This window comes from Desulfitobacterium sp. THU1 (assembly GCF_038181555.1).
Taxonomy (GTDB): Bacteria; Bacillota; Desulfitobacteriia; order Desulfitobacteriales; family Desulfitobacteriaceae; genus Desulfitobacterium.
This window is the reverse complement of sequence record NZ_JBBWUA010000020.1, coordinates 36,242-61,180: the sequence shown is the minus strand read 5'-3', so window position 1 is coordinate 61,180 and position 24,939 is coordinate 36,242. Positions and strand designations below refer to the sequence as shown.

18 protein-coding genes are annotated in these 24,939 nt (G+C 44.4%); 3 read left to right on the top strand and 15 right to left on the bottom strand.

From position 1 onward, the window contains the following. Window positions 1-135 precede the first annotated feature (135 nt). Both AAC978_RS13665 and AAC978_RS13660 read right to left on the bottom strand, forming a co-directional pair. Window positions 136-5,649, bottom strand: a complete 5,514-nt coding sequence (locus AAC978_RS13665; RefSeq protein WP_341548623.1) for a leucine-rich repeat protein — start codon at window positions 5,647-5,649, stop codon at window positions 136-138. 65 nt (window positions 5,650-5,714) lie between these two features. Further along, complete coding sequence (locus tag AAC978_RS13660) at window positions 5,715-5,927, bottom strand: hypothetical protein (protein WP_341548622.1); 213 nt, start codon at window positions 5,925-5,927, stop codon at window positions 5,715-5,717. A gap of 694 nt (window positions 5,928-6,621) precedes the next feature. Here AAC978_RS13660 and AAC978_RS13655 point away from each other — a divergent pair. Next, window positions 6,622-7,041, top strand: a complete 420-nt coding sequence (locus AAC978_RS13655; RefSeq protein ID WP_341548621.1) for a DUF1413 domain-containing protein — start codon at window positions 6,622-6,624, stop codon at window positions 7,039-7,041. Between the two features lie 174 nt (window positions 7,042-7,215). On the opposite strand, the gene AAC978_RS13650 is transcribed toward AAC978_RS13655, so the two are convergent. The 8 genes from AAC978_RS13650 to glyQ all read right to left on the bottom strand — a co-directional run bounded on the left by AAC978_RS13650 (window position 7,216) and on the right by glyQ (window position 18,068). Next, window positions 7,216-8,502, bottom strand: a complete 1,287-nt coding sequence (locus AAC978_RS13650; protein ID WP_341548620.1) for an ATP-binding protein — start codon at window positions 8,500-8,502, stop codon at window positions 7,216-7,218. Continuing rightward, window positions 8,499-9,236: a LytR/AlgR family response regulator transcription factor gene (locus AAC978_RS13645; RefSeq protein ID WP_341548619.1), complete on the bottom strand. Its 738-nt coding sequence runs from the start codon at window positions 9,234-9,236 to the stop codon at window positions 8,499-8,501. The genes AAC978_RS13650 and AAC978_RS13645 overlap by 4 nt, the downstream gene beginning before the upstream one ends. A gap of 534 nt (window positions 9,237-9,770) precedes the next feature. Beyond that, a complete protein-coding gene (locus AAC978_RS13640; protein ID WP_341548617.1) occupies window positions 9,771-10,463 on the bottom strand; it encodes a YjjG family noncanonical pyrimidine nucleotidase in 693 nt (230 codons plus the stop codon). A 267-nt stretch (window positions 10,464-10,730) separates the two neighbouring features. Further along, a complete protein-coding gene (gene ppdK / locus AAC978_RS13635; RefSeq protein ID WP_341548615.1) occupies window positions 10,731-13,385 on the bottom strand; it encodes a pyruvate, phosphate dikinase in 2,655 nt (884 codons plus the stop codon). Next, window positions 13,378-14,187: a pyruvate, water dikinase regulatory protein gene (locus tag AAC978_RS13630; RefSeq protein ID WP_341548624.1), complete on the bottom strand. Its 810-nt coding sequence runs from the start codon at window positions 14,185-14,187 to the stop codon at window positions 13,378-13,380. The genes ppdK and AAC978_RS13630 overlap by 8 nt, the downstream gene beginning before the upstream one ends. 62 nt (window positions 14,188-14,249) lie before the next feature. Further along, window positions 14,250-14,894 carry a helix-turn-helix transcriptional regulator gene (locus AAC978_RS13625; protein ID WP_341548613.1) on the bottom strand — a complete coding sequence of 215 codons (645 nt, stop codon included), beginning with the start codon at window positions 14,892-14,894 and terminating at the stop codon, window positions 14,250-14,252. A 209-nt stretch (window positions 14,895-15,103) separates the two neighbouring features. Beyond that, window positions 15,104-17,176, bottom strand: coding sequence for a glycine--tRNA ligase subunit beta (glyS, locus tag AAC978_RS13620; RefSeq protein WP_341548612.1), 2,073 nt, complete (start codon window positions 17,174-17,176; stop codon window positions 15,104-15,106). A 1-nt stretch (window position 17,177) separates the two neighbouring features. After that, window positions 17,178-18,068 carry a glycine--tRNA ligase subunit alpha gene (gene glyQ / locus AAC978_RS13615; protein WP_341548611.1) on the bottom strand — a complete coding sequence of 297 codons (891 nt, stop codon included), beginning with the start codon at window positions 18,066-18,068 and terminating at the stop codon, window positions 17,178-17,180. A 366-nt stretch (window positions 18,069-18,434) separates the two neighbouring features. On the opposite strand from glyQ, the gene AAC978_RS13610 reads away from it, so the two are divergent. Then, a complete protein-coding gene (locus AAC978_RS13610; RefSeq protein WP_341548610.1) occupies window positions 18,435-19,358 on the top strand; it encodes a LysR family transcriptional regulator in 924 nt (307 codons plus the stop codon). Window positions 19,359-19,422: 64 nt separating this feature from the next. Here AAC978_RS13610 and AAC978_RS13605 read toward each other — a convergent pair whose 3' ends face one another. From AAC978_RS13605 to AAC978_RS13585, 5 genes are all read right to left on the bottom strand, one after another. Next, a complete protein-coding gene (locus AAC978_RS13605; RefSeq protein WP_341548609.1) occupies window positions 19,423-19,914 on the bottom strand; it encodes a YeeE/YedE thiosulfate transporter family protein in 492 nt (163 codons plus the stop codon). 13 nt (window positions 19,915-19,927) lie between these two features. Continuing rightward, on the bottom strand, window positions 19,928-20,158 hold the full coding sequence (locus tag AAC978_RS13600) for a sulfurtransferase TusA family protein (RefSeq protein ID WP_341548608.1): 231 nt from the start codon (window positions 20,156-20,158) through the stop codon (window positions 19,928-19,930). 3 nt (window positions 20,159-20,161) lie between these two features. Continuing rightward, window positions 20,162-20,785, bottom strand: coding sequence for a YeeE/YedE thiosulfate transporter family protein (locus tag AAC978_RS13595; RefSeq protein ID WP_341548607.1), 624 nt, complete (start codon window positions 20,783-20,785; stop codon window positions 20,162-20,164). Window positions 20,786-21,082: 297 nt separating this feature from the next. Then, window positions 21,083-21,907 carry a C-GCAxxG-C-C family (seleno)protein gene (locus AAC978_RS13590; RefSeq protein WP_341548606.1) on the bottom strand — a complete coding sequence of 275 codons (825 nt, stop codon included), beginning with the start codon at window positions 21,905-21,907 and terminating at the stop codon, window positions 21,083-21,085. A 132-nt stretch (window positions 21,908-22,039) separates the two neighbouring features. Continuing rightward, window positions 22,040-23,065 (bottom strand): rhodanese-like domain-containing protein, encoded by a 1,026-nt coding sequence (locus AAC978_RS13585; protein ID WP_341548605.1) that lies wholly within the window; start codon window positions 23,063-23,065, stop codon window positions 22,040-22,042. Between the two features lie 254 nt (window positions 23,066-23,319). Between AAC978_RS13585 and AAC978_RS13580 the strand changes: the two genes are divergently transcribed. Next, on the top strand, window positions 23,320-24,909 hold the full coding sequence (locus AAC978_RS13580; protein WP_341548604.1) for a glycosyltransferase family 39 protein: 1,590 nt from the start codon (window positions 23,320-23,322) through the stop codon (window positions 24,907-24,909). Window positions 24,910-24,939: the final 30 nt, after the last annotated feature.

Sequence of the window (24,939 nt, the reverse complement as noted above, 5' to 3'; positions counted from 1 at the left end):
CTGAACTCCCCGACTATTGTCGTTTGTAATTAAACTTGATCCTGTGTCAGTACCCGGCTATAACTAGTGTAGCTGGGTTTTATTATATTTTGCCATAGGCCTCAAGTAGTTTCCATGCACCCTTTTATTAAGCGCTTACAATGTATTGGCTGGCAATACCACTATACTGGCTGCTGTTGTTACTGTTTGGATCGGTGCCACACCTGTTGCGCCTGCACCACCTATGAAGGTTATGGTGTAAGTATCTGGTGCGTTGGCTGTCCACAGTGCTGTAAAGGTTACATCGTATGCTGGCATCGTATACGTTGTACCCGCATCATAAGTTGTCGTGCCATCACTCCAACCAGCAAAGGTGTAGCCGGCTTTTGCAAATGTATTGGCTGGCAATACCACTATACTGGCTGCTGTTGTTACTGTTTGGATCGGTGCCACACCTGTTGCGCCTGCACCACCTATGAAGGTTATGGTGTAAGTATCTGGTACATTTTCCGTCCACTGCGCTGTAAAGGTTACATTCCTTACTGGCATAGTATACGTTATACCCGCACTGTAAGTCGTCGTGCCATCACTCCAGCCTGCAAAGGTATAGTCTGTTTTTGTGAATGGGTTGGCGGGCAATGCAAATGTGCCCCCTGCTGCTGTTGCTGCTTGGGTGGGTGCTGTGCCTGTTGCGTCTGTACCACCTGTAAAGGTTACAGAATACGTGGTTGGTGCATTGGCCGTCCACTGCGCTGTAAAGGTTACATTCTCTGCTGGCATGGTATACGTTATACCCACACTGTAAGTCGTCGTGCCATCATTCCAGCCTGCAAAGGTATAACCCGTTTTTGCAAATGGGTTGGTTGGCAATTGGAATGTGCCATTTGCTACTGTTGCTGCTTGGGTAGGTGCTGTGCCTGTTGCGCCTTCATCACCTGTAAAGGTTACGCTGTAGGTGCTTGGTACTGTAAAGTAGAAGGTGGTAGGTGCTCCGGCAGTATGGGTTGCTGTTTTTGCCACTCTAACCTGTAAAGCCACTGTTCCTGTCAGATCAGGGAGGTTCGGTGACGCTGCATTATATGCTGTCCATGTTGTCCCATCTGTTGAGAATTCCATGGCTGCAGTCATGCCTGTCATTGTGTTTGCGGCATCATCGCTTGTAACACCGGTTAAGGCTGGTCCGTCCGCCTGGGTTATATTCCAGCCATACCAGAGAGTATCCGATGTGTTGCCGTCAGCAACTGCCTTATAGTTATTCTGGGCGGTGGTTAACGTTGTGCCTGTTAAATCACTACCATTTATATCAACAAAACCAAGGATTCTGGATGACGGACATTTCTCAAATGCATTAGCGTCGGAAACTGTTGGTGGAGTTGCGGGAAGTTTCAAGGTCGACAATTTTGAGCAATTAGAAAATGCTGATGCTCCAATACTGGTCGCAACAGGAACATTTACTGTGGTGAGACTGGTGCATCCAATAAACGCACTACCCCCAATACTGGTCGCCACCGGAAAATTTGCTGTAGCGAGACTGGTGCACCCATAAAACGCAGCAAAACCACAACTGGTTGCCTTCGGAAAACTTACTGTGGTGAGACTGGTGCATTCAGCAAACGCATTACTCTCAATACTGGTCGCCTCTGGAAAACTTTCTGTGGTAAGACTGAGATTGGTGCACCCCAAAAACGCACTCCCCCCAATACTGGTTGCCAACGGAAAATTCGCTGCGGTGAGACTGGTGCATCCATAAAATGTCATCGCATCTACCGTTGTCGCCTTTGGAAAATTTGCAGTCACAAGACCGCTATTCTGAAATGCATACACACCTATTGTTACCACCTCAGGAAAATTTGCAGTTGTAAGACCTGTGCAACCATAAAAAGCACTAATCCCGATTACCGTCACATCTGGAAAATTTACAGCGGTGAGTTTTGTGTACGCACTTGTGTAATAAGCATCTCCTATGCTCTTAAACACACCGTAGGGAATTGAGGTCAGTTTGGCAATGTATACCTCTTGAATATTAATATTAAAAATTCTATCTCCTGCTGTGTCCACGCGCGGCAGGTCGGCAACTGAGGTAACCGTATCTGCCACCGTAAAGCTTGTGAGACCACTTAAAGATGTTCGTTGAGTCCTCATTTGAAGCCAGTCGTCGTATGTAACACTGCCCCCGATAATTTCAATTGAGGTGATTGCTTCATATGACGTAGCCGATTCAGCATTTCTCCATAGGGTAAATACGTTCGCAAGGCTATCTCCACCTATAGGATCGCCGCCATTGATTTTTGCTGTGATAGGTATTGCGGTTACGGTACTGGTTGGTGTACTGGTTTTCGTGCCCGTATGGCTACTTGTTGAAGTTGCAGTAACCGTTACCGTAATGGTTTTACCGATATCCTCCTTTTGTACAGTGTAGGTTGCTGAGTTTGTACCTACATCTTCCCCGCCTGCTTGCCATTGATAAGTAACCGCTGCTCCGATAGGATCCACTATTGCAGTTAAGGTTTGCCCTTCCTTGGCTGTGCCAGAGATTGAAACTGAGCTTAGTGGTATCTTATACGCCGGCACGGTTACCGTTACTGCTGCTCCTGCATTGAAGCCGGTTTGGGCTGCATATCTTACGTTGTAAGTTCCTGCTGCTAAGCCAGTAATCTCTGTGTCTGTTGCTGGTATGAAATTATCATCTGTTGACAATTTGTATTCCATGGCAGTTGTAGTACCTGTAATTTTTCCATCATTGCCGCCATATGTTGTCGGTGCAGCTGCATCCAAACCGATTGGTGCTAACTGATCTGCATTTGGACCAATCGGCACGGTTACTGTTGCTGTCGCCCCTGCATTAAAGCCTGTTTTAGCTGCATATCTTACGTTGTAAGTTCCTGCTGCTAAGCCGGTGATCTCTGAGTCTGTTGCTGGTATGAAATTATCATCTGTTGACAATTTGTATTCCATGGCAGTTGTAGTACCTGTAATTTTTCCATCATTTGCGCCATATGTTGTCGGCTCAACCCCCGCTAAGCCTGTTGGGGCTGCTTGTGCTACATTCATTGTGATCGTATATACTTCAGAAGCCAACACCGTTCCGGAACCTTTGGTGCGGATAGAATAGGTTGTGCCACCGGAGATATCAGTAATCGTACTACCTCCCGCGATCCATATGCTACCGCTATTTACGCTATATTCCATGGTAGATAGAACCCCTTCTATGCTACCCGTGCCATCGATGGCACTTGGCTGCGTTACGGTGAAATCAGTGCTTAGAGGTGTTGCTACCTGGGTCACAGTGATGGTCAGGATATCAGAATCGAGGGTCGTTGTCTCATTTCCAGACATATATACCTTGATTCCATCCACAGTTGTAACGTTTGAGATAACAACGCTTGTTGTGGTAATGTCTAGCCAGTTCGTTCCGCCGTCCACACTGTACTTCATCCCATCTGCTACATTTGACAGTGTCATGGTGGAGGCCTCGAAAGTGGCTACGGGCTTCGTTTCCTTTGTCGGAATAAAAGCATTTATTGTGATCGTATATGCTTCGGAAGCCACCACCGTTCCGGAGCCTTTGGTGCGGATAGAACAAGTTGTGCCGCCGGAGATACCAATAATACTACTACCTCCTGCCGTCCATGTGCTCCCGCTATCTAGGCTATATTCCATTGAAGCTGTAATCCCCGCTATGCTACCCGTGCCACCGATGGTACTTGGCTGGGTTAAGGTGAAAGTTGAAATTACCGGTGTTGCTGCCTGGGTCACAGTGATGGACTGGACATCAGAATTGAGGGTCGTTGTCCCGTTTCCAGGCATATATACCTTGATGTCATCCGCTGTTGTAACGTATGCGATAACAACGCTTGTTGTGGTAATGTCTAGCCAGTTCGTTCCGCCGTCAACGCTGTACTTCATACCATTTGCTACATTTGACAGTGTCATGGTGGAAGCCTCGAAAATCGCTACGGGCTTCGTTTCCTTTGTCGGAATAAAAGCATTTATTGTGATCGTATATGCTTCGGAAGCCAACACAGCTCCGGAAGCTTTGGTGCGGATAGAATAGGTTGTGCCGCCGGAGATACCAGTAATCGTACTACCTCCTGCCGTCCATGTACTGCCGTTATCCACGCTATATTCCATGGAAGATTGAACTCCTGCTATGCTACCCGTGCCATTGATTGTACTTGGCTGGGTTACGGTGAAAGTTGAAATTACCGGTGTTGCTGCCTTGGTCACAGTTATAGTCTGGACATCAGAATCTCTAGTCGTTGTACCGTTGCCAGGCATATATACTTTGATGCCATTGGCAGCTGTAGCGTCTGCGATAACAACGCTTGTTGTGGTAATGTCTATCCAGTTCGATCCGCCGTTAACGCTGTACTTCATCCCATTCTCTACATTTGTCAGTGTCATGGTGGAAGCCTCGAAAATTGCCGTAGGCATGGATGCCGGTGGCGGAGCTGAGCTAAGCTTTAAGCCTCCGCTGACATCTAAGCTAAGTTCCATCGAAGGATCATCTGAGAAGAACGGCGCAGGCAGAATATTGGTGCCCTTTTTGCTGTCGTATTCAGGGACAACCGTCATACTATTGCCGCCTGATACTGTGATGCCAATGGTGTCCTTTGCCTCGGTGAGTATCCCGTCTATACTCAGGATACTTGATCCAAGGACCTGATTATACGTCAAGAAAACATTGTTAGGTGTTGATGCACCCTTTATATTGCCGTTTATTGTTGGATTCCCTTTTAGCTTTAGTGTCACACCAGTGCCTACTTTGACTCCTGCACCGTAGCCGTCTTCGCTTGTCTTATTGCCGGTAATCGTTCCCCCGTTCATAGTAAGGCTGCCGTTTAGATTTACACCAGCACCAATCTTAGCTATATTACCCGAAATGGTCCCACCATTCATGGTGAATGTACCCGAACTATTCACTGCGCCACCAGCAGAATTGGAGCTACATCCGGTAATTCTAGCCGTATCCCACATGGTAAAAGTTGCCGAACCTCCAACATCAACGGCTCCTCTGTCATACACACTCGTATGCCTCATATTTTTTATTTCTCCACCATACATGTTGAAAGTAGTACGGGTACCTAGGTAAACAGCTGAGACTTTGCCGGAATCAGGACCATCATTGTTTTGCAGGGTAACCCCTTCATACATATTGAAGGTGCTGTTGTAGCCGTTAAGACTAACAATCTCCCATCCTCGAATACCACTGTTGGTTGTACCGCGGTTAAGGGTGCTGTCCACATCCCCCGTCCAAACCGCACCTCCGTCAATGGTAAGGGTATTGCCCTGACCCATTCCACCATCTCTGCCAAGTGTTAAAGTATAGGTATTATCTATACGGAACATGACACTGCTCGTGGCATCAGGTCCACGCTGAATTTTACGCGCACCATTACCACTGATGATAGTAATATTCTTTCTAATCTGCTCATCACCATAAGTTTTTGGATTCCAGGTTACGTCAGTAAGCAGCTTGATAGTACCGCCATTGGTACTGTTATTCAAAGCGGCAAAAGCGTCTTTGAAGGTACTATCCGTCCAATTAATACCTCCATCCGTGCTGTATTGTGCCTCCGAACTTGCCCACGCAGTGGACGGCATCATAAAAAATAGTGCTAACGTACAAACTACAAATAATACCTTCATACTTTCTTTTAGTTTACGCAATCGTCAACTCTCCTCTATTAAATTTCTCAAATTCAAGACTTCTTTTTTGCTGTTTCTCTTCCTTATTAAATTAATGCCTTGCTACCAAGGAAAAGAGAGCCAATTACTGCAAAAAGGATTGCTAAAACAAAATATACCGTTGCCATTGTAATAGAAAGGGTATAGTTATATGTTGTTATATGTTCTGGAACCGCGTTCCTAATGACCAACTTTTTAAAATATCCCATCCCATAAAATAAAAAGGTAAAAAAATAACAAATAGCAGTTACCTTTTGCATATTACCCCCCATATGCAAAGACTCCGTCCATTTTCATTCTCCTCCTGTGATGTTTGTCTTCATTTCATGATCTTACTGGGCCAATAGCAGATGCCTACCTCCAGCGCCCTAGGTTTATCCAAATGAAAGTCCGCATAGCGGCAGTACCAGCATTGGCACAGACCAGCTGCAGAGCCTTCCCTGGGTTCAAAAGCTGGGCAGCATTGCTTGGGCCAGACGTTTCCTTCCGCGTTGGGCGCATTCAGGGGCGCGTCTTTATCCCGTCTGTTTTTTAGCTCTACCATAACCGTTCACGACCTTTCTAGCTCTAAGCTTTCCAGTGAGAACGTACCATATAAAAACAAAAATCGAGCCTCTTTTCTCAAAAGACTCGTTTTTATGCTTAAAAAGCTATTAAGAAACTATCTTATTTTCCAAAAATGATTGACAAACAGAAAGACAGTTGTATGACTCGGCTGTGGCAACTCTTTTCTTGCTATATAAGATTGGCCTGGCTATATAAGGTGGGAGTCTAACGGCTGGTAGTCATCGGATAAAGGGTTAACCCTTTGAGTTATGCATCAGCGCATTAATTCCTCCTGTATTCGTCTTGGACTTTAAAAACATCTTCACTTATATATTGACTAAAACCACACATTAAACTATGCTTCATTTAAGAGTGTCGTATTTCTACGTTGTGAAAGGACGTAATAAAATGCATGATTTTGATCCTCTAGAGCATATTATGGGAGTTGACGAAGCTTCCGAAATGTGGGGCCTCAGTCCCACCTATATTAAAAAACTGTGTTATGAGCAAAAGCTTATGGCAAAAAAGATTAGCAACACTTGGATATTAAGCAAATTTCAGTCTAACCCCTCCGCATTGAGTGTTAAAGCCATCGAACCCTCAGCTTTATTATCGCCAATTATAAAAGCGCTTCCCTCTGGGACGACCTTCGAACTCAACGAATTAGTGATACCGGGGAATTGGAAATCACTTAGTCTTTCTGAAAAAAGATCTGTGGGAAAGATGTTTCACAAAGAAGTTCTAAGTGGCGACTGGGAGAACATCGAATATGTGGGAAGGAGACCGAATAACCATGCTGAATATCGTATTAAGAAAACGACCGAATAACTATGCTCAATATCTCAAAAATCTTGGTAATTGTCCTTGGGGGCTAGTAGCAGATGCCGTACCCTATGAAAACAAAAAACGAGCCTCTTTTCTCAAAAGGCTCTTCTTCATGCTTAAAAGCGCTTAATAAACCATATTATTTTTAATAATTGGACAAACCCAAAGACCGCTGTGTTATACCAGCATACGGACCCGGAAAATATCGTCGGCAATCTGATACAGGATCTCCCCATCATATTTCTCGATAAAGGCAAGCACGCTTTTGGTGCCTGCGCCGTGGCCGTTCTTTGTAGCGATCGGGTGTCCCTTTTCGTCAAGAACGGCAGAACCGTCGCAGGGGTTGCTGATCTCCAGGGCGAGCCTGCCTACCTGGCGGCAGATGAACCGGATCTTCCTCTCTCTGTCTTTTCCTACGCCTTCACAGGCTTGAATGGCATTTTCTATCAGATTGGAAATCACCATGGCCAACTCCAGCGAATCCACCGACAGGGCGTTGGGGATATCCAGACTCATCTCAGTGGTGATTCCTTTGTCCTCCGCTAGCCCCGCATAATAGCACACAGCAGCATTTACCGCCGTATTTTCGCAGTAACTTATCACTTTGGCTGATGCCTTACTGGACTGCTGCTTGAGAAAGGCAATAGCGTCCTCGGTTTTGTGCTGCTCCAACAGCTCCAGTAGGGTGTTGTTGAAATGGCGGCGGTCATGGTCGGCAATACAGCTTTGCTGACGGGACGCATCCAACAGCTTGATCCGATCTGCCATAGCGGAAGCCGACACGTGCAACAGCTCCTGACTGTTTTGCATCCTCAGGTTTTCCTCCCGCAGAGCATACTCGCGAGAAAGGGTTTTAAGGGAAAAGCCGATAGATACATAGACCGCCACTGTAACCAGAACAAGAAGATGGATCGGCACCGCCTGTTCGGTGAGAGTACGGACGACATCCTCTCCGCTGACAAAATAATAGGATAGGGCAGCTGTAAGAGCTACCGCCACGTAAAAAAACACGTTCCAAGACTCCACTATTTGCCGATACAAGGGGCGGACATACCAGTGTAGCAAGAGTAATATCCCGGCATACAGCACCAGCCGCAACAGTGTATTGGCATACATGGGATAGGGCATCAACCGAGAAAGAGAGAAACTAAGCACCATAACGGACATGCTTAGGTTCCACACGGTGAGGATGCTAAACAACCACTGCATAAAGCTGTCCCGGAACAAGGGACGTGCACCAAAGCAAATGGCCACCCATAAAATAAAGTCTAGCTTGGCCAGCAACGTGAGGTTCCCGGTAAGGTAACCGAATCCGTTCACTAGCAAATTGACGGTCAAAAAGCCTGCCATCCCAAGACCTGTTACTTTTTTACCATACTTTGGCTGAAGTAGCGTGAGCATCAACAGGATGTTCATGATGTCAGTTACCGTACCGCGTAAAAAATCGGGAAGCAAAGCGCTCATTTACACCCCTCCCTGGCGAGCAGGTAGTCCATATAGATGTCTCTCACCGCTGGGTATTGCTTGGCAGGAATAGGGATTACCGTTCCGTCTCGCATCACGAATCCATCCTTTGAAAACCCTTCTACCCGGCTCATGTTCAACACAAAGGAACTATGGGGCTGAAGAAAGCGCCCATCAGAAAGGAGAGGACGAACATGCTCGGAAAAGCTTTCCGAGATGGTGCGGGTGGCTAGCCTCTCTCCACCTATCAGCGAATAGAGAACGGTATGCTTGACATATTCGCAGAAAATAATGGACGATAACTTCACCACGCGAAGGCCGTCCTTGGTTTTGATAGTAATGATGTTCTCCTCAGCGGTATTCACCTTGGAAATGGCGAGATCCAGAGTTTGAAATAGCCGCTCTTTATCTATAGGCTTTAGAAGGTAATTAATAGGATTTGAAGAAAATGATTCAAACGCAAAGGATGGCTCTGTGGTAGCATAGATAATTTGCCCTTCCCGATCTAGTCGGCGAATCTCCTTGCCCAGCTCAATCCCATTAATCATCGGCATCACAATATCCAGGATATAAATATGGAACCGCTCCGTTTCGCAAGCCGTCAGCAATCCATCAGGATGATCAAACTGGCGAACCCCGGCATCAAGAGCGTTAATTTCTATGTAATCGTTGATATATTCGGCGATGATTGCGAGTTGATCGAGCAGGTCATCACAAACTGCTATGCGAAGCACAGCTACACCTCCTTCTCATAACAGCAGAAAATTCCTCTATTATGACCAACGGCCGGCTAGATTGAATTTTCTGGTTGCGGACAAAAACAACCCTAAATTTGTACCTTCTTTAATATAAGCTCTCGAGTTCACCCTATGTCAAGTCTTTGGGGCAAGAATTCCGACGATTTGTTTCTTCCAATGTATCGCGAGCTAAACGACTCTACTTTTCTTTTACTTTTATGTTCCATAATACTATATTTTAATAATAAATAGGGTACTGCCTCTTAACACTTAGAGATAGTACCCTATTATTATTCTACACTAAAACCATCAAACCCTTTATGCACAAGGCTTTACTGCTTCTGATCTGGCTCTATTAAGCTTACTTCGATTGGTCTTTGTTGTTAACCGCAGCCTGAGCGGTAGCTATCAAAATAGACCAATCTCAATTTTTCACCATTATGGAACACTTTTTGTAAACTATATTTTATAGTCTTTTTGACTAACTGCACAAAATTACAATAAACGAATAAACTTAATCACCTATTATGCTCATTTTACAAGGGTGCAGATATTATATAATTCCACTAAGCTTGTAACCGTGTATGTACTTTGAATTTCTGCAGAGCATTTTTGTAACTTTTTGTTAATCCAGCAGGTATCAATCCCTGATAGAAGGCCGCCTTTTATATCGGTATTTAATGAATCCCCGATAATAAGTGCTTCCTTTATATTAAAATCTTTAATATGACTCATCACGTAACCAAAAAACTCTTTTGATGGTTTTTGAAATCCAATGCTTTGGGAATCAAAAATGTCTTCAAAAAATTCGTATAAGCCCGACTGTTTTAATCGCTTTATCTGAGTTTGAGTTATACCATTAGTGATAACAAACAGCCTATGGGATACAGATAAGCTTTGGCACACTTCCAAAGCTCCTTCCATATGCTGACATCCATTGCCCAAAAGTTCTCTATATTGATTTTCCCATTCAACGCCATCCACAACTTTTCCTAGTCTTAACATAGTTTCTGAAAATCTTGAGTTCAGCACATCGTCCAATACAATATTTCCATTTTCATAATCAGCCCATAATTGTTTGTTGACGGAATTATATACTTGAAACAACTCATCCGAAAAGGTATATCCGTGTAGCTGAAACAATTTGTTTAATGAATCAATTTCATTAGCACTGAAATCTAACAATGTATCATCCAAATCAAATAGAAGTACTTTATAACTCATTTTTCCTCCCTAAAATATAATAAGCTTCTTTGCCTCATCCCTATTAATGTTCATTATAGCACATTTTTTACCACTGCCCATATTTCGGCATATTCCGTACAACCATATTCAATAATTTATGAACAATTGAAGCAAATACTTTTTATATTTTAAAAAGCAGGGTACTGCCTCTAAGAATCGCTAAGAGACAATACCCTTGCTTTATTATATACATCGCATTTCAAAGCTTTGGTATAAATGCTATTGGAATTTAACCTTAGTTTAAGCTTACTTCGATTGGTATTTGTTGTTAACCGCAGCCTGTGCTGCGGCTAACCGAGCAATGGGTACTCGGAACGGAGAACAGGACACATAATTCAATCCAATCATATGACAGAACTCAATCGACGAAGGATCTCCACCATGCTCGCCACAGATTCCGACCTTTAAGTCTGAGTTAGCAGTGCGTCCAAGCTGAACTCCCAGCTTCATAAGCTTGCCCACCCCATTGCGGTCGAGGACAGCAAAGGGATTATTCTCTAAGATATTTTGTTCAAGATATGCCGGGAGGAATTTACCTTCTGCGTCATCACGAGAGAAGCCTAAAGTGGTCTGAGTCAAATCATTTGTACCAAAGGAAAAGAAATCTGCTGCAGTGGCCACTTCGTCAGCAGTCAGAGCCGCTCTAGGAACTTCGATCATGGTTCCTACCTTATAGGCGAAGGTGACGCCTTGCTCTTCCATAACTGCTTGAGCATTTTCCTCGGTAAGCTTGCGAAGCTTCTCTAGTTCCTTCACGTGGATAACGAGAGGAATCATAACCTCTGGATGGATCTCATAGCCTTCCTTGACGAGACGAGCAGAGGCTTGGAAAATCGCCCGCGCTTGCATAGCATAGATTTCCGGGAAGGTGATTCCTAAGCGACAGCCTCGATGACCTAGCATCGGATTCAGTTCGGAAAGAGCTCGAACCTTTCTCAAAAGGACTTCCTTGTTACGGAGCTCTTCTTCATCCTCTCCGCTCAGTTTAAGTTTGGTGATCTCCACCACAAGCTCTTCAACATTCGGGAGGAACTCATGAAGCGGAGGATCTAGGAGACGGATGGTGACAGGGAATCCTTGCATCACTTTGAGAATGCCATAGAAATCCTCTTCCTGCACAGGTAGAAGCTTCGCCAAGGCCTCTTCTCTTTCCTGAAGACTCTGCGCAAGGATCATTTCTTGAACAATCGGAATCCGTGCCGGATCCATGAACATGTGCTCTGTCCGACATAGGCCTATGCCTTGTGCTCCAAAGTCCCGCGCTTTTTGGGCGTCCCGAGGGTTATCCGCATTGGCGAGTACCTTGAGAGCCCGGATCTCATCGGACCATCCCAGCAACTCCTTGAACTCTTCGCTGAGCTCAGGGTCAATCATGGGAACCTCTCCCTTGATGACGCGACCTGTTGCTCCATCAATAGAAAAGAGAGTACCCTCAGGATACGTTATACCATCGATGGTTAAGGTGTTATTGGTATAATCAATTTTCAAAGCGTCACAGCCGCATACCGCAGGTTTCCCCATATGACGAGCCACTACAGCAGCATGGCTGGTCATCCCGCCTCGACTGGTTAAAATCCCCTGGGAAGCGAGGATACCATGAATATCATCCGGTGTGGTCTCCGTACGAACCAAAAGAACCTTCTCGCCGGCATGACCCAAACGTTCAGCATCATCCGCATCAAAGACAATTTTACCGGAAGCTGCACCTGGCGAAGCAGGCAGACCTTTTGCTAAGATGTCCAGCTTGGCTTCACTATCCATGCGACGATGAAGTAGTTGCCCCAGTTGGCCGGGTTCGATACGTACTATAGCTTCTTCTTTGGAGATTACCCCTTCACGGCATAGTTCTACCGCAACGCGAATAGCAGCTGGGGCAGTCCGTTTACCGTTACGAGTCTGCAGGATATAGAGGCGACCGCGTTCGATGGTAAATTCGATATCCTGCATATCCCGGTAATGCTCTTCTAGGCGATTAGATATCTCGACAAATTGAGCGTAGATATCCTTATTTTCATTCTCAAGGCTCTTAATCGGTTGGGGAGTACGAATTCCCGCAACCACATCCTCTCCTTGGGCATTCATTAAGTATTCTCCATAAAGCGCTCGCTCTCCGGTCGAAGGATTACGGGTGAAGGCAACACCAGTTCCTGAATCATTGCCCATATTCCCAAAGACCATAGACTGAACATTCACTGCCGTTCCGATATTATCCGGTATTTCATTGATTTTACGATAGACAATCGCTCGATCATTATTCCAAGAACGAAATACCGCCAAGATCGCTTGTTCAAGCTGCTGCATGGGGTCTAAGGGGAAGGGGCTACCCGTACGCCGTTGAATAAGCTTTTTATAGCCTACGACGATTTCTTTTAAGCTCTCGGCAGAAAGCTCAGAGTCATAGGATACGCCTTGCTTTTCTTTAGCGTCCTCGAGAATTCTTTCAAACTCGTGATGCTCAACCTCGAGAACCACATCTCCAAACATTTGAATAAAACGACGATAGCTATCATAGGCAAAACGCTGGTTCTGGGTAGAAGCGGCAAGCCCTTCAACCGTATCATCATTGAGCCCTAAGTTAAGAATTGTATCCATCATCCCGGGCATTGAAAATTTTGCCCCCGAACGTACAGAAACCAATAAAGGATTTACCTTATCACCAAATTTCTTCCCGGTGGCCTCTTCTATATTAGCCAAAGCCGGTACGATCTGTTCCCAAATTCCCTCAGGAAGGTTGCGGCCATTGGCGTAATAATCATTACACGCTTCTGTCGTAATAGTAAACCCGGGAGGTACGGGCAAGTCGATATTCGTCATCTCGGCGAGATTGGCCCCTTTTCCCCCTAATAAATCCTTCATAGAAGCCTTGCCTTCACGGAATAAGTATACAAATTTTTTAGTCATTGCGATCCCCCTTATATAAGATTTCTAATATCCTAGAAGCTGTCTCCTCAATCGCTTTACCAGTAGCATCAATGACTGGGCAACCTACTTTTCGCATAATACCTCGAGCATATTCCAATTCTTCAACAATCCGCTGATAGTTAGCATAATCAGCACTTGCGCCTAAGCCTAAAGTTCTTAGACGTTCGGTTCTGATCTGGTTCAATAAGTCAGGCTTTAAGGTGAGCCCTATTACTTTTTGTCCCGGGATTTGAAAAAGCTCCTGAGGAGGAGATACTTCCGGAACCAGCGGAATATTAGCAGCCTTGATTCCTTTATGAGCCAGATACATGCTTAGTGGGGTCTTGGAAGTCCGCGATACACCAATGAGCACAACATCGGCTAACAGCACACCCCGTGGATCCTTACCGTCATCGTATTTAACCGCGAATTCCACAGCTTCCACCTTACGGAAATACTGTTCATCTAAGAGGTGAGTCACATTAGGGGTATAACTGGGCTCATGTCCGGTCTTATCCGCTAAAATATTAATCAGTGGTCCCAAGATATCGACGGTCCTTAGGCCAAGTTCTCGCGCTTTTTCCTCTAAATAAATACGCAGTCTTTTGACAACGAGGGTATAAACAATAATAGCTTGTTCCCTGAGCGCTTCTTCAAGGATTTCGTCAATGTGTACCTCATCCTGCACATAAGGGACTTTACGAATTTTAGTTCGAATACCAGAAAATTGAGCAGCCGCCGCTCGGCTTACGTATTCAGCAGTCTCTCCCAAAGCATCTGAAATAATATATATGACAGGCATTTCCGCTATGTCCTTTGTCACACTACACCTCCAAAATAAATGTGCTCGAGCCCGAAAGAATCCTATTGTTTCCCTAGAGTCCCGATCTGAACAAAAATCCTTGCGACATTCGTCTTAGTAAATCGACCGATAACCTCATAGCGCTCTTCACCCTTTTCGTCAATGAACGCTTCGACAACCGGCAGGGAATCGATCTGATGCAATGTCAACTTACGAGCAGCGTCAAGGATGGGTTCATCCGCTGTCGTCATGATTATATTCGGCATCCGAGTCATAATAATGCTTACTGGTACCTGTTGAAGATCTGTCTTTCCTAAAGCGGACTTGAGAAGATCCTTTCGAGAAACCATACCTTTCAGGTTCTGGTTTTCTCCTACGACCGTTAACGTCCCTACATTCTGGGTAAACATTGTGACGATGGCATCATAGATGCTTATGCTTTCTCTGACCGAAATAGGAAGGGACTTGAAATCTCCAACCCTCAGCAGACGCAGCTGCTCCATGATGGGCGAGCTTTCCTTCTGCTCTTTTAAAAAATAGCCAACTCGCGGCCGGGCATCTAAGACACCCGCCATTGTTAAAATCGTTAGGTCAGGTCGCAAGGTTGCGCGAGTTAAATCAAGCTTGGCTGCAATTTGTTCCCCAGTAATTGGGCTTGAATTCTTGACGATCTCGACAATTCTTGCTTGACGTTCCGAAAACTCCAACCCGTTTTCACCTCATTCATCGTTCACTTGTGTATACATTTATTCGTTTAACAACCCAAATGTGACATACTAATTAACATAATACCGATAATTATTCCACACAATTTCTCATTTTCCTTTAATTTATATTGCCCAATTGAAAAAAAATAATGGCAGTTGTAAAAAGGGAACCTGTCCTCAGTTTTTAGGCAGGTTCCCTTTTTAAATCCTTAGGCGAGGAGACTCAAATCCCCTATACAGCCTAAAATGGTCACACATTCGCCGAGGAGAGCTAAACGAGCTTGCTTGAGAGCTTCATCTTCGACCATAATCATGACAGCGTTAAATAAGTCTTCAATCAGAGGGATAAACTCAGCGGCCACATTGTAAGCTTGCGCATACTCACCTTGATCAAGCAATTTGGCCAAGGTTTCTTTTCTTGCGACAAGAGCAGCAGCAAGGGCAATTTCAGTAGAATCGACAAGAACTTCGGTGTCTAAGGGCTGAGCTTGAGCTTTTTTGCTAAGGTTTGCACAGCGAATATAAGCTTGGGAATAAGGTACAAATTCCGGAGTCTCCCGTTTGTCGGCCAGAACCAGAGCTTTCTTGGCTGCCCGGGTCATCTGATCACTGCCTTGAGCAAGGATTGCGTCAATGGTATCATAGCGCAGCCCTTGTTCTTGTAATACGAACCGTAGGCGCTGTTGGAAGAAATCCTGGAGCGCCACGGAAATATCTTCTAAGGGTAGTAGATTTATTCCTTGGTTAGTGAAGTTGACATAGGCAGCTTTAAGAAGTTGATCCAAGGAGAGATTCCAGCCTGCTTCCAAGAGGATTCCAACAATACCTTGAGCTTGGCGCCTTAAGGCGTATGGATCTTGCGAGCCGGTGGGTTGAATTCCAATCCCAAAGGCACCCACAATGGCATCCAGCTTATCGGCAATGCTGACTACTCGGCCTGCAAGAGATTCTGGCAAGGCATCACCGGCAAAACGAGGTTGGTAATGTTCAAGAATCCCTGTGCAGACTTCTGCTTTTTCACCATTAATTCTTGCATAATCGGCACCCATGATTCCTTGGAGTTCAGGAAAATCATAGACCATCAACGTGACCAAATCTGCTTTGGCTAATAGAGCCGCCCGTTCAACTAGGGCCTTCTGCCCTTCTACCACCCCTAATTGCTCAGCGATGGCTCCCGCTAGGGCACCCATCCGCTCGACACGTTGCCGGACACTGCCGAGTTTTTCATGATACGTGACTTTCTCCAGCTTTTCGACCAGATCAACAAGGGGTATTTTTTGGTCTTCGCGATAATAGAAGGCCGCATCTTCAAGACGTGCCTTGAGGACTTTTTCATTCCCTGCTTGCACTTTCTCTAAAGCATAATCATCTCCGTTGCGAACCGTCACAAAATAAGGCAGCAACTTCCCTTCTTTATTGCGCACCGGGAAATAGCGTTGGTGTTCTTTCATAGGCGTAGTTATTACCGGTTCAGGGAGGTGCATATAGTTTTTCGCTACTTCACCTAAGAGAGCCGTCGGATATTCAACGATATGGGTCACTTCTTCGAGGAGATCCTCATCCTTTTCCACTTCACCACCAACTCTGTCGGCAAGAACATGAATCTGCCCCAATATGGATTGACGGCGTTGTTGCGGATCCACCATGACAAAGGATTCTTGCATCTTTCCTACATATTCGGCAGGGCTGTCAAACGTAACCAAACCACCTAGGGTACGATGTCCTCGGGAGGTTCTTCCCGACTCTAAGCCAACGAATTCAAAGGAGACGACTTCTGTGCCAAACAAGGCCACAATCCAACGAATAGGGCGAGCAAAACGAAACTCTAGGTCCGCCCAACGCATGGGTTTGGGAAAATGAAGTCCCGTGATTAGATCCAAACAGAACTTGGCTAACAGCTCTGAGGTGGCTTGGCCGATTTCGGATTTCCGAGCATAGACATAAGGAACGCCATTCAATTCTTGAACGAAAAGCTCCTGAGGATCGACCCCTTGCCCCCGCGCAAAACCCTGAGCTGCTTTAGTGGGATTGCCTGCTGCATCATAGGCTGCTTTGACGGCAGGGCCCTTAACTTCCGCAGTAAAATCAGCTTGTTTTTCGGCTAAGCCTGTTATAAGTACCGCAAAGCGCCGGGGCGTGGTGTATATCTTAAGGTCAGAATAATCTAAGCGCAACTCTTCAAGCTGGGCCTTAGCTTGTTCCTGAAGCTGCCGGAACACACCTGGGGCGAATTTCGCCGGAATTTCTTCTGTACCAATCTCCAATAAAAAATCCTTAGCCATCTTATTCGACCTCCTTTCCAGACTGACTCTTGAGTAGAGGGAAGCCCAACTTTTCTCTCTGCTCAACATAAGCATGAGCACAAAGACGAGCTAAATTGCGCACCCGAGCAATATATCCGGTCCGTTCCGTGACGCTGATTGCCCCGCGAGCATCCAGAAGGTTAAAGGTATGAGAACACTTCAGAACATAATCATAAGCGGGAAGCACTAAACCCTTTTCAACAACACGGATGGCTTCCTTCTCGTACATATCAAACCAAACCTGCAGCGCTTCCACATCGGCTGCTTCGAAGTTGTAATGAGAATAATCGATTTCGTTTTGCAGATAGATATCGCCATAAGTGATATCACCTACATATTCAATATCGTAGACACTCTCTTTGTTTTGAATATACATAGCTAGGCGCTCTAAACCATAGGTGATCTCAGAGCAAACAGGTTTGCAGTCAATCCCTCCGCATTGTTGGAAGTAGGTGAACTGGGTGACTTCCATGCCATCCAACCAGACCTCCCACCCTAAACCCCAAGCACCTAAGGTTGGTGATTCCCAGTTATCTTCGACAAAGCGAATATCATGCTCTTTCGGGTTGATTCCAAGGCGCTCTAGGCTTTGCAGATAAAGCTCTTGGATATTGTCCGGGGATGGCTTAATGATGACTTGATATTGAAAATAATGCTGTAAACGGTTCGGATTCTCCCCGTAGCGTCCATCAGTGGGACGACGGGAGGGTTCGATATATGCTACTTTCCATGGCTCAGGCCCTAAGGCTTTCAAAAAGGTATTGGGGTTAAAGGTCCCCGCTCCTTTTTCCATATCATACGGCTGGGCAATGATGCAGCCTTGTTCTCCCCAAAATTGATTCAGGGAAAGGATCATGTCCTGAAATTTCATAATTAACCTCCTACTAATAATTTTTAGATTTAAAAAACAAAACTCCCGCCCCTGTAGCCTCCTGCTACAGGGACGAGAGTATTCTTCCCGCGGTTCCACCCTGCTTGATCCCGCTCTGGGATCCGCCTCAATTAAAATACACTCCAAGTGCCCCGATTCGCTTACCCGTTTGGCTTCCACCCTTCCAAACTCTCTTGAGGGATATTCGAATCTTCCTCTTATCATCGCACGATAGAATTCAATTTGGAAATAATTATAGTACGACCTGATCCTTTTGTCAATTAACAAGGTTCACAATCCGAACACTTTCTGTTAGAATTAAATGATGAATAAAATTAATGAATTCCTCGAAATCTCAACAAATATGTGAGAGCAGGTGAGTGTTTGGACACTTATCAGTTAAAGATTTTTATCGCCGTATCTAAATTCAAAAGTATTTCTAAAGCTGCTAGAATAATGCATTTAAGTCAACCTGCAGTCAGTACACACATCAAAAACCTCGAAGAGTATTACCGGGGTCAATTGTTTGAGCGCACTCAGCAAGGGGTTACTCTTACTAAAGCAGGTCAGATCTTCTATACCTATGCCCAACGGATCTTAGATCTACAGGAAGAAATGGAACAACAACTAGAAACGACCATCCAGCATGAGAGCAATCAAATCATCGTTGGGGCAAGTACCACGATTGGCAATGTTTCACTACCCTGCTCGATCTTTTTATTCAAGGAAGAGTTTCCGGAAGTCAACATCAGGCTTGCCATCGCTAATTCAGATGAAATCATCCGAAGGGTAAAATTAGAGGAAGTTGATTTCGGAGTGGTCGAAACATTTTTCGACGACATACCGGGATTCAGCTCTCATCACGTAACATCAGATGAATTAGTTCTTATTGTTCCCCCCTCCCACCCGATTGAGTCAGATAAGATTAGTTTAGAAGAGTTCCTAAAGCAGCCTTTGATTATGCGCGAGGCGGGATCTGGCACACGTAAAGTATTCACCGAATTTCTAGAAACACAAGGTTGCAAAATTGAAGATCTTAAGGTAATTACAGAAATGACGACGATTGATGCCATTAAATCTGCGGTTCAAGCCGGCATGGGCGTGGCCGTGGTACCTCGCTTATCAGTAAAAAAAGAAATCTATCAAGGAGCACTTAAAGCTCTGACGATTTCCGGTTTAGATATGCCCCTGCATTATAAGATCATAAAACTTGATCATCATTATTTACCTTCGAAGACACGACAGCTGATTAAATTTCTCACTGACCCAGAAGAGCGGTTTTTATGCTAGGATGATACCTCAAAATACCAACGAGGATGAGATACTCAGTAGAGTAAATCATCCTCGTTTTATATTAAACCAAAAAACGCAACAACAATTTTGCTCCCATCCAGGCTCCAATAAAAACGGCAATCATAAAAATCCACCCTGATAACGAACTGGAAGCAATACCATTTAAGACCAAGCCAATATTGCAACCATAGGCGATGCGGGCACCTATGCCCATGAGAATTCCACCGATTAATGCAGATACTGCAAATTTTCCTTCTTTAATGGGATGAAAACGCGCCTGTGAGGCAACGACAGTCGCCCAGAAAGCCCCTAGGATTATACCCAGATTTAAATATGTCCCATCGGCTACTAATAATTCCTGAAAGGTAAGATTCAAATCATTAACCAAGCCGATTTTTGAGGCGATCCATACAGACCAATCCTCCATATTTGTTGTAATCCCCCAGGGTCTTTGTCTGATCACCAAGACAGCGATATTCAATATCGCTAAAACCACTGCACCAACCCAATAGGCCCAAGGGCCCTTGTAAATTACCTCTAATTCTTTTCTCATTAGGCCCTCCTTCTCAGTCGCGTTTCTTGATCAGTTCCAGCCTCCATATCCCATTAGATACTTCTTCTTCCTTAATATCATGTCCATGTTCTCGAGCCCAGACGACAAGAGCTCTGCTGGTGCAGCTATGATCCGTCTCTAGTATTAAAACGTCACCACATGACATTTCTTTTAGTTTACGTTGTGTTTTTATGATAGGGATCGGACACATTTCACCCCATATATCTAATTGATAGGTTACCATTATTTACTCAAATCCTTTTTGTTTTTTCTGCCACCAACGCGTTACTTTCCATAAAACGAATAATATGAAGAGTTGCAGAGCCACAGCAGGCCCCCACCCCATGATATCGGGAAGGAAAATTCCCGGAAATTCATAAAAAGTAGAAAGCATGAAGGGGATGCTGTTTTTGCCGATAAAAACGCCAATAAGCAGTCCGCCTAAAGCAACCATTTGCATAGCAAAACCCTCGCCAATCCGCATTAGAACACCAGAAGCACAGCCGCCGGCTAAAACCATCCCCGTTCCAAATAAGATTCCCCCCATAAAGGTATGAATACCAAAGGGAGTTACATACAATTGTAGAGGATAGTTTAGAGTTTCAGCAAGATGATATACAATCGCAAAACCGGGTACACTAATCGCTAACAGTAGGATGACAGCCTCTGTCAGCTTGGTAGTGCCAGTCAACAACGGATCACGAAAGGCTGAAACGAAACAGAATCTTGATTTTTGCAAAACAAAACCAAGCCCTAAGCTTACTGCGAAAGTTAGAGCCAGCTTGACACTAACTTGAAGCAACAATAAGATCAGCAGCAGGATGAATATTGAAAAGCCTAAGTTCAGTTTTTGTTGTGATTTCTTTAACATAGCAACCTCTATTTAGTCTTCTTTTGAACTTTCCTTATATTATAAGATTAAGCCATTTTTGAAATTAGTCAAGGAGTAATATACTGTTCAATTTCCAAATCTTGTTACACAAAAGCTATATTCTCCTATACATTAAATTGAATGGAGGCAGCCTAACTGCCTCCATTCAATTTATTAACCTAATTAATTTAATAAACCCTACAAGACCCGAATTCTTTATATCTTTATATCTCTATACCTCTACTCAAAAAGAAATCTTTGTTGTTTAATTCATGCGATTTGTTATATAAAAAATTATCAAGGATGACCTTGCGATTTTTCATCGTGACATTGGAGGCAACTCATTTTCCCTTGCTCGTTATCCAGCATACTTTTCGCACCATTATGACAGGTTAGGCAGCTCGCAAATTCTGAGCCGGGAGTATACGCAGGGGTAAACTTTCCTTCCTTCCAGTTATTAAGGTACATAATTGCTTCAGCTGCTGTATCTCCCGAGACTTTAGCACAACGATTAGCTTTTTCATCTCCGTTGATTTTAGCATTTGCAGCACTCGCCCAAAGGCTGACTGATACGTGGCAAAGGGGGGAATTAGAGATTGTCGTAATTTGATTAGTGATCTTGGCATAGCTATCCATCTTTGTGGAGGGAAAAGGAAACATTGTATACCAGCCGATGAGTTCATTACCGATTAAATCGACGTCTTTTCCGGTGACCAAGTTAATAGCAAGCAAACTGCCGTTGAGAGCTCCGCACAGTGTGCCCCAACCTAGCGCTCCACCTTTACCATATTTGAACATGTCGGTAGGAATGTTACCCCAAGGTCCACCTACTTTTTCATTGATTGAGTCAACGATAGCCTTGCCGGCCGCGTAGCAACATCCACCCTCGAAGTAATTCTCATAAGCGCGCTTCCGTACTACTTCTGGATCGATTACTTCATAGGGCCATGGCAACGGTTGATCAGCTCCACTGACAGCAGCCGCTACGGGTTGGCCTTTGGCAGGCTCTGCAGTCGCTGGACTAGCTGCTCCATTGACACCACATCCGGCCAAGGCAGCACCGGCAGCAAACGTAAGACCTGTGGCGATAAACTTTCTCCGAGATACCTTTGAGTTTGACATAACAATCCTCTCCTTCTAATTTCTAATTAAATGAATGGATTAGCTGAAGCTTAGAAATCGCTTAAGGTGGATGTTAAACTCCACCTTAAGCTAGACCTATCTAAAATGGAGTATTAGCAACGAATCCTCGTATTAAGACTTATCCCCTGTCGAAGGTGCCGGTTGACCGGAAGGGGCTTGAGCTGCAGGAGCTTCAGTTCCAACCACAGGGAATCCTTTGTTTGCCCAGCCAGAACCAGGTGTCGAAGGCATACCCATACCGGAGTTCAAAGATACAGCATCATAGCCGAGTAATCTGAGAATAGCTACGGTCTGGCCTGCTGTCTGGCCTGTATAGCAGTACACAATTACTTTCTTATCCTTGGGAAGCTGAGCAAAGGAAGCTTGCATTCCTTTAGCGAAAGGAATATTGATAGCTCCATCGATATGTTTTTTAGCATAATCCTCAGCTTTTCTGACAGATAGGAACATGACGCTTGGATCTTTAGTATCTAAGGCTTTTTTGGCATCATCTTCACTGATTTTGTAGTTAGCATAGGTTGTTCCTTTAAGCTCTGCCATTTTGAAGAAGTAATCGTTCAGAGCTGTTTGGATCTCTGGTTTAATCTCAGTTTTACCTGCGGGTAAGGCATTTGCTGTAGTTTCAGTCACATCAGCTACGCCCTCGACTTTAGATATACCCAGATTCCAGCCCAGGTTCACTGATTTCGCATTAAATCCTGCAACATTTAGGAGAGCTACTGTTTGACCTGCGGTTTGACCGGTATAGCAATATACCATGATGGGTTTATCTTGAGGCAAATTAGTGAGATTCTTAGCAATTGCTTCTCCCCAAGGAAGATTCACTGCACCTTTAATGTGACCGGCATCATAATCCTTGGCTTGACGAATGTCTACGACAAGCATCGCTTCGTTAGCCTTGACTTTTGCGACAAAGTCTTTTTCAGGAATTTTGTAGACATCTGCCGGCATCTCAGCAAAGTACTTTTCTGCAGCATCTTTTACAACATTGACCTCAGGGGCCGGTGTTGCCGCTGGCGCCTTGTCAGCTGCTGCCGGAGCAGGTTGGGTCGTTGCCGGGGTGTTGGATGCCGAACATCCTGAAAGCACAACGGATAAAACTAGGAGAACCGAGAGAAATAACCTTACCTTTTTCATAAATAATCTACCTCCTTTTTTTCTGTGGCGTCTCATTCGACTTGTTAAAGTTTATACAAGCACATTATAGATGAATATTCAGAATCTGTGTTATAAGAGATTACGATATACCCTATCATATAATTTGATATCCTCTTGCTTAGGTATAGGGTACAATACACGAAAAAGAGCCCCTATGGGCCCTTTTTCGTGTTATCATCATAATAAGCATTCGAGTTGATCATTGTGCAATTCGACCCACGTCTCAGGATGCCATGAAAAAATCACATACAGGCGGTGCCGAAATGACTCAGCTTAAAACCTTCATCACCTCAAAATTTAGCTATATCCTTTTAAGCATCATTTATATAAGCACTCAACTCCCCATTCTTACCCGCTTTCCTTTTGTCCACTCCGACGAAACCTGGTTAAGCGGCTTATCAAGAAATATTATGGAGACCGGGAGTTACGCCGTAACCGAAGCATTCTTCGACCTTTACCCTCGTCATCCTCATGCCATCAAGAGTCTCTTCCACACCTTACAGATTATTTTTATCAAGGCCTTTGGTTATGAGATCTTTTCCATCCGGCTTTTGTCCTTCCTGTTTGGTCTACTTACTCTTTTCTTTTTTCACAGGCTCTGCACGAGAATTTTCGATTCAAAACCCTTGGCTTTGGTCGCGACCCTTTTGCTAGCCATGGATATTCAGTTTATTTATGCCTCCCATTTCGCCCGCCAAGAAATTATAGTATTATTCGTCCTAATATTTTCGCTTAACTTCTTTGCGCGGAGCCTCCCCAACATGAAACTTGTCCATCATCTTGCTCTCGGGATGATCATCGGAATGAGTATTGGTTTGCATCCGAATAGCTTTATCATCTGTCTGCCTATAGTTTTTCTTTATATCTTCCATATTGCTTTTACAAAAAAACTTAAGCTCGCTGATTTATTCGTTTACATCGCCCCGGTAACGGCTTTCGCCCTGGTTTTTATTGCTCTAAGCCTTTGTTTTGATGCCAACTTCATTGCCAATTACACTCAATTTGGCAGCCAATTTGGGGTAAACCATTCTCTCTCAGCCAAGCTTGCCGAAATTCCTAACTATTACTCGAAGCTTTTCTATGGAATTAGCGGTACATATTATACCCCTAATATTCAACTAGAATTTTATTTATTTGCCATAGTCTTGGTGGCATCCATCGTTTTCCTATTGATAACAGGGCAAAAAAAAATGAAGGAGATCTTCATTAGTATTATCCTCATCATTGTTGCCATCAACATAGGGATTATTCTGATCGGTCGCTACAGCCAGCCTAGTATTGTCTTTCTTATCCCTTTTCTCTATCTTCTAGTGACCTTCGTGTTGACCTTCATTCGTAAAAACATAAGGATCTGTTTAGCGATACTCCTCCTCTTCCTGATCACCACCAATAGTGTCCTGAATGCTCTTCCTTACCTCAATCACTCTTATGCCGGTTATCTCCAAGAGATCGGAAAAGTCGTTGAGAAGGATGACATCGTGCTGGCCAATCTCAATGCAGAAATGTATTTTGATAATGGTAAGCTTTTCGATTATCGAAATCTGGCTTACCTGCAGGAACACAACTTAACCTTTGAAGAATATATCGAGAGCAACCAAATTGCCTACATCATTTATCCCGAGGAAATGGATTTTCTCTACGAGAATCGACTCATCTGGAACGATTTCTATGGGGATATCTCCTTATATTACGAAGATATGCAATCGTTCCTGCAAACAAAAAGTCAACTGGTCTATCAGTTTTCTGAACCATCGTACGGCATGCGGATTGCCCGATACATTAACCAAAAAGATTGGCAAATCCGCATATATAAGGTTAATTAATAAGGGCGGAGCAAAGCCCCACCCTCCTAA